Origin of the sequence: Nocardia asteroides (assembly GCF_021183625.1) — a bacterium.
GTDB classification, from domain to species: Bacteria; Actinomycetota; Actinomycetes; order Mycobacteriales; family Mycobacteriaceae; genus Nocardia; species Nocardia asteroides_A.
In genome coordinates this window covers 805,828-820,663 of sequence record NZ_CP089214.1, presented here as the reverse complement: position 1 = coordinate 820,663, position 14,836 = coordinate 805,828, and the positions used below count along the sequence as shown (strand labels likewise).

16 protein-coding genes are annotated in these 14,836 nt (G+C 72.1%); 3 read left to right on the top strand and 13 right to left on the bottom strand.

All coding sequences use genetic code 11. The features are described from left to right. Positions 1–138 precede the first annotated feature (138 nt). The 8 genes from LTT61_RS04085 to LTT61_RS04050 all read right to left on the bottom strand — a co-directional run bounded on the left by LTT61_RS04085 (position 139) and on the right by LTT61_RS04050 (position 7,745). Entirely contained in the window at positions 139–606 is a 468-nt protein-coding gene (locus LTT61_RS04085) for a MerR family transcriptional regulator (protein ID WP_233018586.1), read from the bottom strand. After that, positions 603–962, bottom strand: a complete 360-nt coding sequence (locus LTT61_RS04080) for a hypothetical protein (protein ID WP_233018585.1) — start codon at positions 960–962, stop codon at positions 603–605. Before LTT61_RS04080 ends, LTT61_RS04085 begins: the two co-directional genes overlap by 4 nt. 203 nt (positions 963–1,165) lie before the next feature. Beyond that, positions 1,166–2,014, bottom strand: coding sequence for an alpha/beta fold hydrolase (locus LTT61_RS04075; protein ID WP_233018584.1), 849 nt, complete (start codon positions 2,012–2,014; stop codon positions 1,166–1,168). A gap of 204 nt (positions 2,015–2,218) precedes the next feature. Then, a complete protein-coding gene (locus LTT61_RS04070; protein WP_233018583.1) occupies positions 2,219–3,808 on the bottom strand; it encodes a class I adenylate-forming enzyme family protein in 1,590 nt (529 codons plus the stop codon). After that, positions 3,798–5,321 carry a class I adenylate-forming enzyme family protein gene (locus LTT61_RS04065; protein ID WP_233018582.1) on the bottom strand — a complete coding sequence of 508 codons (1,524 nt, stop codon included), beginning with the start codon at positions 5,319–5,321 and terminating at the stop codon, positions 3,798–3,800. Before LTT61_RS04065 ends, LTT61_RS04070 begins: the two co-directional genes overlap by 11 nt. After that, positions 5,321–6,148 (bottom strand): enoyl-CoA hydratase/isomerase family protein, encoded by an 828-nt coding sequence (locus LTT61_RS04060; protein ID WP_233018581.1) that lies wholly within the window; start codon positions 6,146–6,148, stop codon positions 5,321–5,323. Before LTT61_RS04060 ends, LTT61_RS04065 begins: the two co-directional genes overlap by 1 nt. Further along, positions 6,133–6,936 carry an enoyl-CoA hydratase/isomerase family protein gene (locus LTT61_RS04055; RefSeq protein ID WP_233021320.1) on the bottom strand — a complete coding sequence of 268 codons (804 nt, stop codon included), beginning with the start codon at positions 6,934–6,936 and terminating at the stop codon, positions 6,133–6,135. Before LTT61_RS04055 ends, LTT61_RS04060 begins: the two co-directional genes overlap by 16 nt. A gap of 20 nt (positions 6,937–6,956) precedes the next feature. Continuing rightward, complete coding sequence (locus LTT61_RS04050; protein WP_233018580.1) at positions 6,957–7,745, bottom strand: enoyl-CoA hydratase/isomerase family protein; 789 nt, start codon at positions 7,743–7,745, stop codon at positions 6,957–6,959. 94 nt (positions 7,746–7,839) lie between these two features. On the opposite strand from LTT61_RS04050, the gene LTT61_RS04045 reads away from it, so the two are divergent. Together LTT61_RS04045 and LTT61_RS04040 are read left to right on the top strand one after the other, a co-directional pair. Then, entirely contained in the window at positions 7,840–8,514 is a 675-nt protein-coding gene (locus LTT61_RS04045) for a hypothetical protein (RefSeq protein WP_233018579.1), read from the top strand. Beyond that, a complete protein-coding gene (locus tag LTT61_RS04040; RefSeq protein ID WP_233018578.1) occupies positions 8,511–9,392 on the top strand; it encodes an enoyl-CoA hydratase/isomerase family protein in 882 nt (293 codons plus the stop codon). Before LTT61_RS04045 ends, LTT61_RS04040 begins: the two co-directional genes overlap by 4 nt. 121 nt (positions 9,393–9,513) lie before the next feature. Here the strand turns inward: LTT61_RS04040 and LTT61_RS04035 are convergent, their stop codons facing one another. From LTT61_RS04035 to LTT61_RS04015, 5 genes are all read right to left on the bottom strand, one after another. Continuing rightward, positions 9,514–10,362: a TetR/AcrR family transcriptional regulator C-terminal domain-containing protein gene (locus LTT61_RS04035; RefSeq protein WP_233018577.1), complete on the bottom strand. Its 849-nt coding sequence runs from the start codon at positions 10,360–10,362 to the stop codon at positions 9,514–9,516. A 170-nt stretch (positions 10,363–10,532) separates the two neighbouring features. Further along, the gene (locus tag LTT61_RS04030; protein ID WP_233018576.1) at positions 10,533–11,336 is read right to left on the bottom strand and encodes an enoyl-CoA hydratase/isomerase family protein; all 804 of its coding nucleotides are present in this window, start codon (positions 11,334–11,336) and stop codon (positions 10,533–10,535) included. Continuing rightward, complete coding sequence (locus LTT61_RS04025; RefSeq protein WP_233018575.1) at positions 11,333–11,473, bottom strand: hypothetical protein; 141 nt, start codon at positions 11,471–11,473, stop codon at positions 11,333–11,335. The genes LTT61_RS04030 and LTT61_RS04025 overlap by 4 nt, the downstream gene beginning before the upstream one ends. Continuing rightward, positions 11,470–12,669: a cytochrome P450 gene (locus LTT61_RS04020; RefSeq protein ID WP_233018574.1), complete on the bottom strand. Its 1,200-nt coding sequence runs from the start codon at positions 12,667–12,669 to the stop codon at positions 11,470–11,472. Before LTT61_RS04020 ends, LTT61_RS04025 begins: the two co-directional genes overlap by 4 nt. Positions 12,670–12,693: 24 nt before the next feature. After that, positions 12,694–13,479, bottom strand: a complete 786-nt coding sequence (locus LTT61_RS04015) for an SDR family oxidoreductase (RefSeq protein WP_233018573.1) — start codon at positions 13,477–13,479, stop codon at positions 12,694–12,696. Positions 13,480–13,594: 115 nt separating this feature from the next. On the opposite strand from LTT61_RS04015, the gene LTT61_RS04010 reads away from it, so the two are divergent. Continuing rightward, positions 13,595–14,833 carry a cytochrome P450 gene (locus LTT61_RS04010; protein WP_233018572.1) on the top strand — a complete coding sequence of 413 codons (1,239 nt, stop codon included), beginning with the start codon at positions 13,595–13,597 and terminating at the stop codon, positions 14,831–14,833. Positions 14,834–14,836: the final 3 nt, after the last annotated feature.

Sequence of the window (14,836 nt, the reverse complement as noted above, 5' to 3'; positions counted from 1 at the left end):
GATCACCCCGACCCCCGTACCAGGGGCAGCGCGGCCGGGGTGCGTACATGACAGCCGCGACCCCGGCCAGGCGCAGCTGCCGAGGCACATCGCTGCCCGGCGATGATCGGCGCCTACCAGCGCCGCGTGCGTGTGCTGTCAGCAGCCACAACTGTCTCCCGCGGCTTCGCTGACACCGGCCGCGGCGGGGTGGGTCTCGGTCCCGGTGAACGGGATCGGGCAGCGTGGGGACTCGCTGCACACCAGCAGGTCCGCACAGCCCGCGGTGATGGCGGCGGCGAGGGTGTCGCGGACCGCGGTGAGCTCGGCCACCTTGGTGTCGACCTCGATCAGTTTGGCGCGGGCGCGTTCGCGCAGCCCGGTATCGGCGCGACCTGCGCCGAGCTGGGTGGCTTCGAGCAGGTCGGCGACCTCGTCGAGGGTGAATCCGAGGCGCTGGGCGGCCTTGATGACCCGCAGCACCGTCACCGACTGCTGGGGGTAGAGCCGGTGCCCGCCCAGGGAGCGGTCGGGTTCGGGCAGGATGCCGCGGCGCTCGTAGTAGCGCAGGGTCTGGACGTTGACCCCCGCCGCGGCCGCCAGCGCCCCGCTGCGCAACCCGGTCATCGGCCCGCACCGATCACGGCGGCCTGCGCGCGTCCGGCGAGGGCGTCGAGGACTTCGAGGTACGCGGGCGGGACCTCGATCCCCATCACCAGCGTTCCGGCCGGGCCGGGGGTGAAGGAGAAGGTGAAGAACGAGCAGCACGCCGACTCGCGCGCGGCCAGGTCCCGCCCGACCGGTTCGGCGTCGCCACCGGTGCGCAGCCGCAGCTCCAGCCGGGTCGGTGCGGGGCGGGCGGTGGCGGTCACCGAGCGGGCGAAGAAGGTGTCGAACTCGGCCAGCCGGGTCGGACGCTCGGCGGTCGGAAGCGTGCACGCGGACAGCTTCGTCATCTGTTCGCGCAGGTCATCGTCGGTCATGGATTCACGGTAAGCCTGTACCCGGGTACCGGATGCAACCCCGCGGACCGAATCGATTCCCAAGCCGCGTTCCGGGCCGGGGAGCAGGTCGAGCCCGGCTTCGTGGGGGCGGCTTCGCCTCGACCGAGCACCACCGGCCGCAAGGAGTATCGCGGCTCGGTGGTGCTCGGTCGGGCTGCGGTGAGCGTTGGTGCTCGGGCCGATCAGACGACCGCGGCTGCCCGGCTGGCGTTGGCCTGGATCTCGGTGGCGATCCGGGCCAGCAGCGGCTGGGGCAGGTCGTGGCCCATATCGGCCAGGGGCAGGTAGGTCGAGCCCGCGATGGCGGCGTGGGTGGCCTCCCCGCCCGCGATCTCGATCAGGGAATCCTCGCCGCCGTGGACGACCAGGGCGGGCAGCCGCAGCCCCCGCAGCCCCTCGGTGCGGTTGGGCGCCATGAGGGCCGCGCTGACCTGACGGACCGAGCCCTGGGGGTGCTGAGCGCGGTCGTAGGAGCGGGTGGCCATGTCGAGCCGGCGGGCGCGTTCGGAGTCGGCGTGCGTCTTCGACCCGATCAAGGCGTACAGCGCGGCGATCTGGGCGATCGCTTCGTCGCGGTCCTCGGGCAGCGGCTTGGTCAGCTCCTCGAGCACCTCGCCTTCGGCCATGCCGATGGAGACGTGCGGGGTGCTCATGATCGAACAGAGCGACAGCACCCGCGAGCCGTGCTCGATCGCGAGCAGCTGGGCGACCATCCCGCCCATCGACGCGCCCACGACGTGCGCGCGGTCGATACCGAGGTGGTCGAGCAGCTCCACGGTGTCGCGCGCGATCGCCCGCAGGAAGTACTGCTTCGGATCGCCTTTCCATTCGGTCAGCCCGCTGTCGCGGTTGTCGGGCCGGATCACCCGGTACCGCTCGCCGAGCCGGTCGACGATCTCCTGGGGCCAGTGGATCAGCTGCGAGCTCAGGCCCATGATCAGCAGCAGCGGTTCACCCGCCGGATTTCCCTCGTCGCGGTAGCACATCCGGACCTCGGACAGCTCGGCGAACTGGTCACGCTCATCGTTCATGACAGCCTCCCGAAAGGGGTCGGTTCAAGCACACATGGCAAGCCGGACTGTGATCTGAAGCGTGGAGCGAGGCAATGCTATGCCGTCCGCGGACATCGGGTACTGCCAATCGAAAACATCGGCCGAGCACTCGGCGATGCCCGCGCCGCGCCCTCGGGCCGCCTGGCCGCCGCGGCCGAGCCCGCCGCGACGCTTCGAGCGCCGTCATCGTGAGTTCCTCGCTGTGGTGCCCCTGGCGTCGAGCAGCGCGCGCAGGGCGGGAAGGTCGACCTTGCCGGTGCCGCCGCGCGGGACCAGGTCGTCGGAGTCGAGCAGCAGCCAGATCGCGGGCACCTTGAAGGCACTGAGGACGCCGCGGGTCGCGGTGTGCAGCTCGTCGGCCGTGGTGTCCGGGGGGCATACCACGGCGGCGGCGAGCCGCGGGCCGGGCAGGTCGGTGACGTAGGCGCGGTCCACCGCGGGGAGCGAGCGCAGCGCGCGCTCCACCTCGCCGGGGTAGACGGTGGCGCCGCTGACCTTGACCATGTCGTCGGTGCGGCCGTGGTAGAAGAGGAATCCGGCCTCGTCGAGGCGGCCGAGGTCGCCGGTGCGGTAGAAGCCGTCCGGGGTGAAGAGCTGCTCGCGGGTGCGTCCGCACAGGCCGCGCAGGATGTGCGGGCCGCGGATCAGGATCTCACCGATCTCCCCCGATGCGGGGGCGTCGATGCTGACCTCGGTGCCGGGGAACGGGCGGCCGCAGCTGCCCCGAGCCCGCTCCGGCAGGTCGGTGTCGGCGGGGTAGCCGCAGTAGGGGCCGAAGGATTCGGTCATTCCGAACAGGTTGGCGCGGGCGCCGGGCTCGGCGCGCAGCGCGGGTGGGAGCAGTGCCTCGAGGCTGCCCGGGCGCAGCGCGGACAGCTCGGCGCCGATGGCATCGGCTTCGCGGGCGAGCGCCTGCGCCTGGTCCGGCCAGCCCCGGAACAGGGTGACGCGTTCGCGTTCCAGCAGGCGCAGGGTGGTCGCCGGGTGCGGGATCTCCTCGGTGACGAGGGTGGCGCCCGCCAGGAGGGCGGACAGAACGCCGCCGCCGAGACCGCCCACCCAGAAGAACGGCATCGGCAGGTACAGGCGGGTTTCGGCGGTGATGCATCGGTCGGCCAGCCCGGCCCGCACCGCGCCGAGTGCGCTGCCGTGGGCGTGGATCACCCCCTTCGGGGTGCCGCGGCTGCCGGAGGTGAAGAGGATGGTCAGCGGGTCGGCGGGGGTCACCGCGGCGGCGAGGGCGCGGGCGACGGCGGCCGCGGTGGCGTCGCCGCGCAGCGCGGCCGCGTCGCCGGTGGTCAGCACGGTTCGCAGGGCCGGGACGTCGGGGTGCAGGATCGGCGCGGTGAGCGGGGAGTTCAGCGCCGCGCGCAGATCGTCGAGGTAGCGGTGGCCGCGGAACTCCTCGGCGGTGATCAGCACGTGAACTCCGGCGGTGCGTAGCTGGGCGAGCAGCTCCGGCGGGGTGAGCAGGGTGGAGAGCGGGACCAGGACCGCGCCGATCCGGGTCAGCGCGATCGCGGTGCGCACCCAGCCGGTGTTGTTCGGCGCGAGCAGCCCGACCCGGGTGCCGGTACCGATGCCCGCCGCCACCAGTCCGGCGGCGAGTTCGGCGGTGGCGGTATCGAGTTCGCCGTAGGTGAGCCGGTGTTCGGGATCGATCACCGCCTCGCGGTCGGGATGGGCGGCCGCAGCGGCAGTGAGCACCGCATCGATGGTGTCGTTCCCGGCACGACCTCCCGGCCGGTCCGTGTCGAGCGCGTCACCGGACATGCTCACCTCCGGCGGCGAGGACGCCGGCCACGGCGGTGGGGAGCTGAGCTCCGGCAGCGTCGGTGAAGTGCCGTCGCACCGCACCCAGATCCGGCTTCCCGGAGGGGGTGCGCGGAATCTCCGGCACCACCGCGATCTCGGTCGGCAGCTCGTACCCGGCGAGCCGGTCGCGGAGGAAGGCGGCGATCTCGTCGGCGTCGGTGTGCGTCCCGGCCCGCAGCTCCACCAACGCCACCGGGGTCTCCCCGAGCCGCGGGTCGGGCCGGGCGACGACGGCGGCGCCGCGCACCGCCGGGTGCGCCTCGAGCGCGTCGCGCACGTCGTCGGGCAGCACCTTGAACCCGCCGCGGATGATGGCCTGGTCGGCCCGGCCGAGAATCCAGAGGAAGCCGTCGTCGTCGAGCCGGGCCAGGTCGGTGGTGCGGATCCAGTCGGCATCGGGGCCGAGCTGGCCGGGGACGACCTCGAGCAGCCCCGGCTCACCCGGCGGAAGCGGGCTGCCGTCGTCGGCGACGACCCGCAGCGCAGCACCCCCCTGCGCCCGGCCGACACTGCCGCGCTTGGTCGCCCAGAACTCGCGGTGGTCGGCGAGCGTCCAGCCCGCCACGCCGCCGCCGAACTCGGTGGCGGCGTAGGAGGTGAGCACCGGAATGCCGAACTTCTCGTGGAAGGCGTCGGCGTCCGCGGCGGCCAACGGCGCGGTGCCCGAGGTGACAACCGCGACGCTCGCCAAATCCGCACGAGTCAGCTTCGAGTGCAGCACCATGCGCAGCGCGGCGGGCACCAGCGACACCGCGCGCGGGCGGTGCGTGCGCACCGCGCGGGCCCAGGACTCCAGCTCGAAGCGCGGCAGCAGCACGAACGGCCGCGCCTCGGCGACGCACTGCAGCACCCGGTAGACCCCGCCGATGTGCACCAGCGGCGCGTTCACGATCGCGACCCCGGCGCGCGGCTCCGCCGGGTCGGGGGTGGTGCGGAAACCGGGGCCGATCACGCTGTGCGCCAGCATGTCGTAGCCCAGGTCGATGCGCTTGGGCGGGCCGGTGGTGCCGCTGGTGAGCATGCGCACCGCCACCGGGCAGGGGAGCGGATCGACGCCGTACTCCGGGGTCGGTCCGGTGAAGAGCCCGGCCAGCGAGCCGGTCGGGGTGCCGTCGGGCACCACCGCCGCCAGATCCCCCGGTAGCCCGAGCACCAGCGGCAGGTCCAGTTCGATCAGGTCCGCGCGGGTGCGCTCCTCGCCGCGGGACGGATTGATCGAGACCACGGTGCCGCCCGCGCCGAGCACGCCGAGGAAGGCGGTGACGTGCGCGGGGGTGTTGCGCAGCAGGATGCCGATCGGCGCCGCGCCGTCGACGGCGTGCGCGCGGGTGAGCGCGGCGATCCGCGCGGCCGGGCCCGCGAGCTCGCCCCAGGTGTGCCAGTGGCCGTCGAACTCGATCGCGGGGGCGTCCGGCCGCAGCGCGAGCACGGCGGCGAGGCGGCGGATGAGGGGATGGACGGAGGTGCTCATCAGCGAATCCTCGGTTCGGTGGGGGCGGGTCCGCCGCGCGCGGCGAGTTCGGCGGTGCCGAGCGGATTGCCGAGCCGGGTGTAGATCAGCCCCTGGTCCAGGGCGGCGCGGTACGGCTTGTCCAGCGATTCCCAGATCGCCTTGACGGTGCCCTGGGTGGCCGACGGCGGTTTGGCGGCGATCGTCGCGGCGATCTCGTGCGCCCGTGCCCGGAGTCCGGCCCGTGGCACGACCTCGCTCACCAGCCCGATGCGCAGCGCGGTCGCGGCGGAGACCCGTTCGTCGTTGCCGAGCAGCGCCATGCGCAGCGTCTCGCCGAGCCCGACCCGGCGCATCAGCCCGATCGGTTCGAGCGCGGAGACCAGTCCGGCCGAGACGTGCGAGTCGAAGAAGGTGGCCTCCTCGGCGCAGAGCACGATGTCGGATTCGTTGACGAAGTAGAACGCGCCCGCGGTGCAGATGCCCTGCACCGCGCAGACCACCGGCTTCCACATCTTCTGCCACTTGGGGCTGAGCAGTTCGCCCGGATCCTCGTGGTGCCAGATGCTGCCGGGCTGGCCGTAGCTGGACTTGATGTCGAGCCCGGCGCTGAAGGCACGCTCGCCCGCGGCGCGCAGCACCACCGCGTGCACCCGGTCGTCGGTGCGCAGTGACTGCCAGATCCGGGCCATCTCCTCGCACATGCGCCGGTCGAAGGCGTTGAGCCGCTCCGGCCGGTTGAGGGTGATGGTGGCGACCTTCGCCGCCGGATCGACCTCGAGCAGCACGGTGTCGTATCCGGCGGCGTCGGAGTGCGCCGGGGTGCCCGCGCTCACCGCGCCCGCCATTGCGGAGTCCGCTTCTCCACGAACGCCTTCGGCCCCTCCAGCGCGTCCTCGGTGCGGGTGACGCGCTCGCGGAAGGACTCGGCCAGCATCTCCGCCTCGTGCAGCGGCAGGTCGAGCCCCTTCTGGATCGCGAGCCGGGTGCCGCGCACGGCGAGCGGCGCGTTCCGGTTGACCACGGCGGCGAGCTCGTGCGCGCGCTCCAGCAGCCGGTCGTGCTCGACCACCTCGGTGATCATCCCGAGTTCGTAGGCGCGGGCGGCGCTCATCCGCTCGTGCTTGCCCATGATCGCCATCCGCAGCGCCACCGAGCGGGGAAGCACCCGCGCCAGCCGCACCACCTCGCGCCCGGCGACCAGGCCGATGCTGACGTGCGGGTCGAAGAAGGTGGCCCGCTCGGAGGCGATCACGATGTCGGAGGTGGTCACCCAGTCCAGCCCGGCCCCGCAGCAGATCCCGTTCACCGCGGTCAGGATCGGTTTGGCCATGGTGCGGAACGGGGGAGTGCCCTCCTGCGGCGCCTCCCACTGCTCGTAGGTGGACAGGTACGGGCGCTCGTTCAGCACCTTGCCGTCGCCGGGGATTGCCTTGACGTCGGCTCCGGTGCAGAAGGCCCGGCCGGTGCCGGTGACGATCAGCAGCCAGACGCGGTCGTCGTGCTCGGCCTCGGCGTAGGCGGCGCGCAACTCGGTGATCATGTGCGGGCTCAGCGCGTTCAGCGCGTCGGGCCGGTTCAGCGTGACGGTGGCCGTATGCCCCTCGACCTCGTATCCGATGGACTCGTACGGCATGGGCTTCCCTTCGTCGGTGGTCATCGGCCCTCGAACTCCGGTGCCCTGCGGTCGCGGAAGGCGGCGAGGCCCTCCTTGAAATCGCGGGTGCGGCAGGCCAGTTCGAGCGCGAACAGCTCGTTGTTCATGGCCTGCGGCAGGGTCGCGTGCAGGTTCTGCGCCAGTGCCTGCTTGGCCAGCCCGAACGCGACGGTCGGCGCGGCGGCGAGCCGGGCCAGCAGTGCCTCGGCGGCGGCGTCCGGGTCGTCGGCGACCTCGTGGATCAGCCCCCACTCGGCGGCCGTGGTGCCGTCCACCCGCTCGCCGAGCAGCAGCATCCGCCTGGCCCTGGCGAGCCCGGTCAGCCGCGGCAGCAGCCAGGTGGCGCCGGAGTCGGGGCTGAAGCCGCGGTCGAGGAACGGCTCCCAGAAGGTCGCGCCGGGGGCGGCGACGGTGAAATCGGCGGCCAGTGCCAGGTTGCAGCCCATGCCCGCGGCCCAGCCGCGCACCGTGGCGACCACCGGGAGCTGGACGGTGTGCAGCAGCTCGATCACCCGGTGCGCGGTGTGCGGTACACGGCGCAGCACCGAGCCGGTGCGCGGCTTGGCGTCGCCGGTGTTGCCGGAGACCAAGTCGACGCCCGCGCAGAAGTGCTCGCCCGCGCCGCGCAGGTGGATGGCGCGCAGGGTGTCGTCGGATGCGGCCGCGGTCAGCGCGGTGACCAGGGTCTCGACCATCTCCGGGGTCAGCGAGTTGCGCCGCCCCGGCCGGTCGAGGGTGAGCCGCAGCACCACCCCGTCCCGCCGTACTCCGGTCTCCGCGTCGCCCACCGCCGTCCTCCATTCGCTACTGAGATAGATACAGTAGACAATACCGTTGCTCGTCTGCCAAGGTGGGGTCGTGCCCGAGGAGGAATGAGCCCGCATGGAGATCCATTTCGGTGAGCGGCCGCTGGCCCAGACCGGGGCGGCGGCGGCCGCGCTGCGCCGGCTCACCGCGCTGCTGCTCGCGCAGGAGCAGCCGCAGCCGGTGGTCGAGGAGATGCTGCCGCGGTTCGCGGAGTGGGAGCGCGCGCTCACCGCCACCGCGCCGGCCGACCCGCGGCCACGGGTGGGCGACGCCGCGGACGACCCGGAGCGCCGGATCTACCTCGACCACGCCTTCGACATCGGCGCCTACAACCCGAGCTTCCCCGAGTACGTCTTCGATGCCGCCGACCCGGCATCGGCGACCGGGCGGGTGAGCTTCCCGGTGACCTTCGAGGGCCCGCCGGGGCTGGTGCACGGTGGCTTCCTCGGCGTCTTCTTCGACTGCGTGGTCCAGCAGCACAGCTGCGCGGCGGGGGTGACCGGCAAGACCAGGTCGCTGACGATCACCTACCGGCGCCCGACCCCGCTGCTCACCGAGCTGAACTTCGCGATCGCGCGCACGGCCACCGCGGCGGGCATCGAATCGAACGCCCAGCTGCGCCGCGGCGACGAGGTGCTGTGCCGCGCGACGGTCGCGACGGTCGCGGCGACGCCGGAACGCCTCACCGGCACCGGATACGGCCGCCGCCGGGCCCCCGGCGCGCCGACGACCGAAGGGATCCCGCGATGACCGCTTCCAGCGCCGCCGACGGCCGCGTCCGCTACGAGGTGGACGAGGACCGCCGGATCGCCACGATCACCCTGAACAACCCCGAGCGCCGCAACTCCTACGACGCGACCATGCGCGACGGCCTGGCGGGCTTCCTCGACGAGGTCGCCGCCGACGACGACATCACCGTTGTCCTGCTGCGCGGCGCGGGCGGCGTGTTCAGCACCGGTGCCGACATGAACAACGCCTACGGCTGGTACGGGGATGGCAACGGCGCCGCGCCGAAGAAGAGCAGGCCGAGCCAGCGGCGCAGGCTCACCGTGGATCGCAGGTCCTTCGACTTCTACCACGAGTTCCTCGGCTTCCCGAAGGTCACCGTCGCCGAGGTCGGCGGCTTCGCCCTCGGTGGTGGCTTCGAGCTGGCGCTGATGGCCGATATCGCCGTGGTCGCGCGGGACGCGCGGCTCGGCATGCCCGCCACCCGCTTCCTCGGCCCCGCGCTCGGCAGCCTGCACATGTTCTTCCACCGGCTCGGCCCGGTGCTGGCGCGGCGGCTGCTGCTCACCGGCGACATCGTGGAGGCGGGCACGCTCGAGCACCTCGGCGTGTTCACCGAGACCTGCGAGCCGGGGCAGGTGACGGCGCGGGCGCGCTACTGGGCGGAGAAGGCGGCGAAGATGCCCGCCGACGGGGTGGTGATCGCCAAGGAGGCGTTCCGGCTGGTGGAGCAGAGCCAGGCGTACCAGGGGGAGGAGGTGGCGAGCTACCTCTTCCACGCTTTCGGCACGAATCTGCAGTTCGGCGCGGGCGAGTTCAACTTCGTCAAGACGCGGGCGGAGCATGGTACGCGCGAGGCGTTCCGGTTGCGGGACGAGCACTTCCACGTGCCGGAGCCGTGAACGCGACCCGTGCCCCGGCCGGTTTGGGCCGGGGCACGGAGCTTGTCGCGCGATGACCCGGACCCGCGATCGCGGCCGCCCGGGTGAGCGGGCGCGGGTTCCGCTGTGCGGACGGAACAGGTCAGGAGGCGGCGGCGGTGCGCCGGGTGCGCGTGGCAGGCGCCTTCGTCGCGGAGCGCTTCGCGGCGGTCTTCTTCGCCGGAGCCTTGGCCGGCGCCGCGGTCTCGGCCGCCGCCTTCGCGGGCGCCTTCTTCGCCGGGGCGGCGGGCGCGCTGCCCGCGATCACCCGGCTCGCGTGGTCGAGAATGCACTCCAGCCCGTACTCGAAGTTCCGATCGTCGGGCGCGCCACTGCGCCGCCCCCGCGCCATCGCCTCGGCGAGCAGCGGCGTTGTCTCCGGCTCGATGGCGATGTCCTCGTAGTACGCGGACGCCTCGGCGTCGAGTTCCTTGTTCTTGTCGTAGAGCCGCTGCAATACGACCGAGCCGCGCACGTGCAGATTGATCGCGGAATAGAGGTCGAAGGCGTCGTCGACGGAGAATCCCGCTTTGACCAGAGTGTTGATCGCGCGCTCGATTCCCTGCGCGCCGAGACGGGCGGCATCGCGGCTCAGCGCGGAGCGGATCAGAATCAGATCGCAGAGAATGGGATTACCGAGAAACGTTTCCCGCATTGTCCGTGCGTGATTACGCAGCGTCTCGCGCCAGTGGTCGGCCTCGACGAAGGGCGCGGCGAAGGCGTACTGGCTCAGCGCCCGGTCGGTCATGGCGTTGAGCAGGTCGTCCTTCTTGCGGAAGTACCAGTAGATGCTGGTGACGCCGACATCGAGGTGTTTGCCGAGCAGCGGCATGCTCAGCCCGTCGATGGAGACCTCTTCGGCGAGTTCGAAAGCGCCCTGGATGATGTCATCGGGATTGAGCGATCCTCGCTCGCGGCGCTGCCGCTTCACTGGCGTTGCGCGCTTCGCCATCGTCGAACTCACTTCCTCTGCGATGCTGGGGGTCTCCGGTATCCGGCGCCGCCGGGGAAATGCCGGAAGCGGATTGTCGAAATCCGCACGGTAGATGCTACCACGGGGTTTACCGTGTGGTATTTCCGACGGCGCCGCGGTAGTGGAATCCGCCCCGAATGTATCTCAGGTCACATTATCTCGGCGGCGGTCGAATTCCCGTTCGCGCCGGGGAATATCGGCTCGCGTTTCTCCAGGAAGGCGGCGAACGCCTCGAGGACGTCGGTCCCGGCGAGGTTCACCGCCTGCGCGCGGGTCTCGGCGTCGAGCGCCTCGGCCAGGGTCCGGTCCGCGCCGGCGGCGAGCAGCGCCTTGGTCTGGGCGAGCGCGGTCGGCGCTCCGGCGGCGAGCCGCCCGGCGAGTTCGGCGGTGCGGGCGTCGATCTCGGCCTCCGGCCGCACCCAGGTGACGAGCCCGAGCTGGCGCGCCTCCTCCGCGCCGATCGCCTCGGCGAGCAGGGTGAGCCGCTTGGCCTGCTGCAACCCGACGAGCCGGGGCAGCACCCACGACCCGCCGCAGTCCGGGGAGAGCGCCCGGCGGGTGAAGATCTGGCAGAACCGGGCATCGGGCGCCGCGATCACGAGATCGCAGGCGAGCGCGAGGTTCCAGCCCGCGCCGTAGGCCGGGCCGCGCACCTTGGCCACCGTCGGCACCGGCAGCTCGTGCAGCCGCCGCACCACCTCGTTGATGCCGCGCATCTCCTCGGCCGGGTCGGGGAACTCCTCGACGTCGGCGGTGGCGGAGAGGTCGGCTCCGGCGGAGAATGCGCCGCCGGCGCCGGTGAGCACGACCGCCCGCGCCGCGCCGGCGGCGATCTCGGCGAGCTGCTCCCGCAGCGCCGCCCAGAGCGCGCGATCGAGCGCATTGCGCCGCTCCGGGCGGTTCAGCGTGAGCGTGCGCACGCCGCCGTGCTGCTCGACGAGGAGGACGGTCATGACGTTCCTTCCTGGGCGGGAACGGCAATCCCCGCTGTGCCGAGCGCTGCGACGCGGGCCGCCGCGGCGATCCCGCCCGCGGCGCCGGTGACCGGTGCCGAACGCCTGGACAGGTCGAAGGGGTCGCGCTCGCTCACCCGGCCACCTCGAACGACACCGGCAGCGCGGTGGGGGAGCGGAACGGCTGGCCGAAGATGTGCGGGTCGCCGTCGTCGAGCAGGGTGATCCCGGTCAGCCGGTCCAGTAGCACCTCCAGCGCCACCCTGGTCTCCATCCGGGCCAGGTGCAGCCCGAGGCAGGTGTGCGCGCCGGCGGTGAAGCTGAGGTGCGGCAGCCGCTTCCGGGCGATGTCGAACTCCTCGGCGCGCTCCCAGCGCTGCTCGTCCCGGTTGGCCGCGCCGAGGCAGATGTCCAGCGTCGCGCCGCGTGGGATCGCCACACCCGCCAGCTCGGTATCCCTGGTGACGGTGCGCTGCACCAGCGTCAGCGGGGTCTCGTAGCGCAGCCCCTCCTCGATGGCGGGGTTGAGCAGCCTGCGGTCCGCGCGCACCGCCTCGAACTGCTCGGGGTGGGTGAGCAGCAGGTACAGCAGATTGCCCGAGGAGCGGTAGGTGGTCTCCAGCCCGGCGGGCAGCAGCAGCCGCAGGAACGAGTAGATCGCCTCGTCGGTGAGCTTCTCGCCGTCGATCTCGGCGGCGACGAGGTCGCCGATGATGTCCTCGGTGGGCTGGGATCGGCGCTGATCGATGTGGCCCTGGAAGTACTCCTGCAGCGCACCCGACGCCGCGAAGGCGGCCCTGTGGTCACCGGTGTAGCTGATGATGTCGACGGCGGCCTTGCGGAAGAAGGGCAGCTCCTCCTCCGGGAGCCCGAGCAGCCGGGCGATCACCCGGGTCGGGAACTCGAAGGTGAACTCGCGCACCAGGTCCGCGCTGCCGCGCTCGGCGAACTCATCGATCAGCGCGGTGCAGATCGGGCGCACGATCTCCGGCTCCCAGGTGCGCAGCGACTGCGGTTTGAATGCGGCCGTCACCAGGTTGCGGTGCGCTTTGTGCCTGGAGCCGTGCATGGCCAGGATCGTCGGGCCCATGAAGACGCCGATGGTGCTGTCGTAGAGCTTCGAGCTGAAGGTCTCGGTGTCGCGCAGCGCGGCATTGGCCGCGGTCCAGGAGAGCGCGGACCAGGAGTCGCGTGGCCGGAACTCCGGCGGCGTGCGGGTGTAGTCCATGACGCCGCCGTGGTACACGCCGTTCGCGCGGCGGTTGGCGGCGAAGAAGGGGTAGGGATCGCGGAGGTCGATGGTCACCGGTTCCTCCTGCACGGGGCTGTCCACAGTGCGCCTTTCAGTAGTGGTCGGTCACAGCGCGAGCGGGCCGCCGACCGACATCGGGGCGACGAAGCCGCCGTCGACATGCAGGTCCTGGCCGTTCACCCAGCCCGCCGCGGACGAGCCGAGGAACGCGATCACCGGGACGATGTCGGCGGCGGTGGCATGGCGGCCGACGGTGGCCTTCACGGTGTCGAGCACCTCCTTGCCCATCGAGGTCTCGAAGTCGCCGAGGATCGGCGTCTCGGTCGGGCCGGGGCTCACCGTGTTCACCCGGACCCCGTACTTCTGCCAGGCCGCGGGCGCGAGCCGGGTGGCGAAGAGCACCGCGGCCTGCTTGGCGGTGCTGTACACCGGATAGGCCGGGTCCTGCCCCGCCTGCCACGCCAGCACCGCGGCCTCGTCGGTCGCCGCGAGCAGCCCCTCCAGCTCGGGGATGCGCTGCTGCCAGCCGAGCGCGGCCACCGAGGCGACGGTGACGACCGCGCCGCCGGTGCGCAGCAGCGGCAGCATGCCGGTCACGGTGCGGCGCAGGCCGAGGTAGTTGACGGCGAGCACCTCCGCGGCGGGCGCGGTGCCGGGGATGCCCGCGACGTGCGCGAGCAGGTCCCAGCCGTCGCCGATCGCGGCGAGCAGCCGCTCGACGGCGGCGGGGTCGCGCAGGTCGCAGCGGCGGTGCTCGGTGGCCGGGGTGTCGTTGTCGCGCAGGTCGACCGCGAGCACGTGCTCGCCCGCCGCGTGGAAGTGCGCCGCGGTGGCCGCGCCGATGCCGGACCCCGCTCCGACCACCACGATCCTGCGCTGTGGCTGTGCCATGGGAATACCACCGTCCAGTCGGCTCGAAGGTCTTACGGAATGCTTGACAGTAAGGTCGACTATAAATCACCCTTGCTACCGAGACAACGAGCCTCGACTGGACGGAACAGACCGGATGAGCACGGAGATCGTCGATGAAGCCGCGAAGGTACTCGCGGAGCCCGCCGCCTACACCGACGAGCCGCGGCTGCACGCCGCGCTGTCGGGCCTGCGCGCCAGGACCCCCGTGTCGTATGTCGACGTCCCCGGGTACAAGCCCTTCTGGGCCGTCACCAAGCACGCCGACGTGCTCGCGGTCGAGCGCAACGGCGCGCTGTTCAGCAACTGGCCGCGGCCGGTGCTGATGTCGGCGGAGTCCGACGAGCAGCAGGCCGCCGTCGGCATCCGCACCCTGATCCACATGGACGATCCGCAGCACCGCGTGGTCCGCGCGGTCGCCGCCGACTGGTTCGCGCCGAAGGCCATGCGCGCCATGGAGCTGCGCATCACCGAGCTGGCGAAGCGGTACGTGGACCGGATGCGCGACGCGGGCGGGGAGTGCGATTTCGTGCAGGAGGTCGCGGTCAACTACCCGCTCTTCGTGATCATGTCGCTGCTCGGCGTCCCGGAGTCGGACTTCCCCCGGATGCTGAAGCTCACCCAGGAGCTGCTCGGCAGCGACGACGAGGAGTACCAGCGATCGGCGGTCTCGCAGGAGGAGAAGATCGGCGCGCTGCTCGACATGTTCGCCTACTTCACCGAGATCACCGGGGCGCGGCGGGCGACGCCGACCGAGGACCTCGCCTCCACGATCGCCAATGCCCGCGTCGACGGCGAACCGCTCTCCGAGATCGACACCGTCTCCTACTACGCGATCATCGCGACGGCGGGCCACGACACCACCAGCGGCACCATCTCCGGCGGGCTGCGCGCGCTGGCGGAGAACCCCGGCCAGCTGGCCAGGCTGCGCGCCGACATGTCGCTGCTGCCGCAGGCCACCGAGGAGATGATCCGCTGGGTCACCCCGGTCAAGGCGTTCATGCGCACCGCGACCGCGGACACCACGCTGCGCGGGGTGCCGATCGCCGAGGGCGATTCGCTGCTGCTCTCCTACATCTCGGCCAACCGCGACGAGGAGGCCTTCGACGACCCGTTCCGCTTCGATATCGGGCGCGAGCCGAACAAGCACGTCGCCTTCGGCTTCGGCGTGCACTTCTGCCTCGGCGCCGCGCTGGCCCGGCTCGAGGTGAACCGCTTCTTCGCCGAGCTGATCCCGCGGCTCACCTCGGTGGAGCTGGCCGGCGAGCCGGAGCTGACCGCCACCACCTTCGTCGGCGGCCTCAAGCACCTGCCGATCCGCTACACCCTGCGCTGAGGA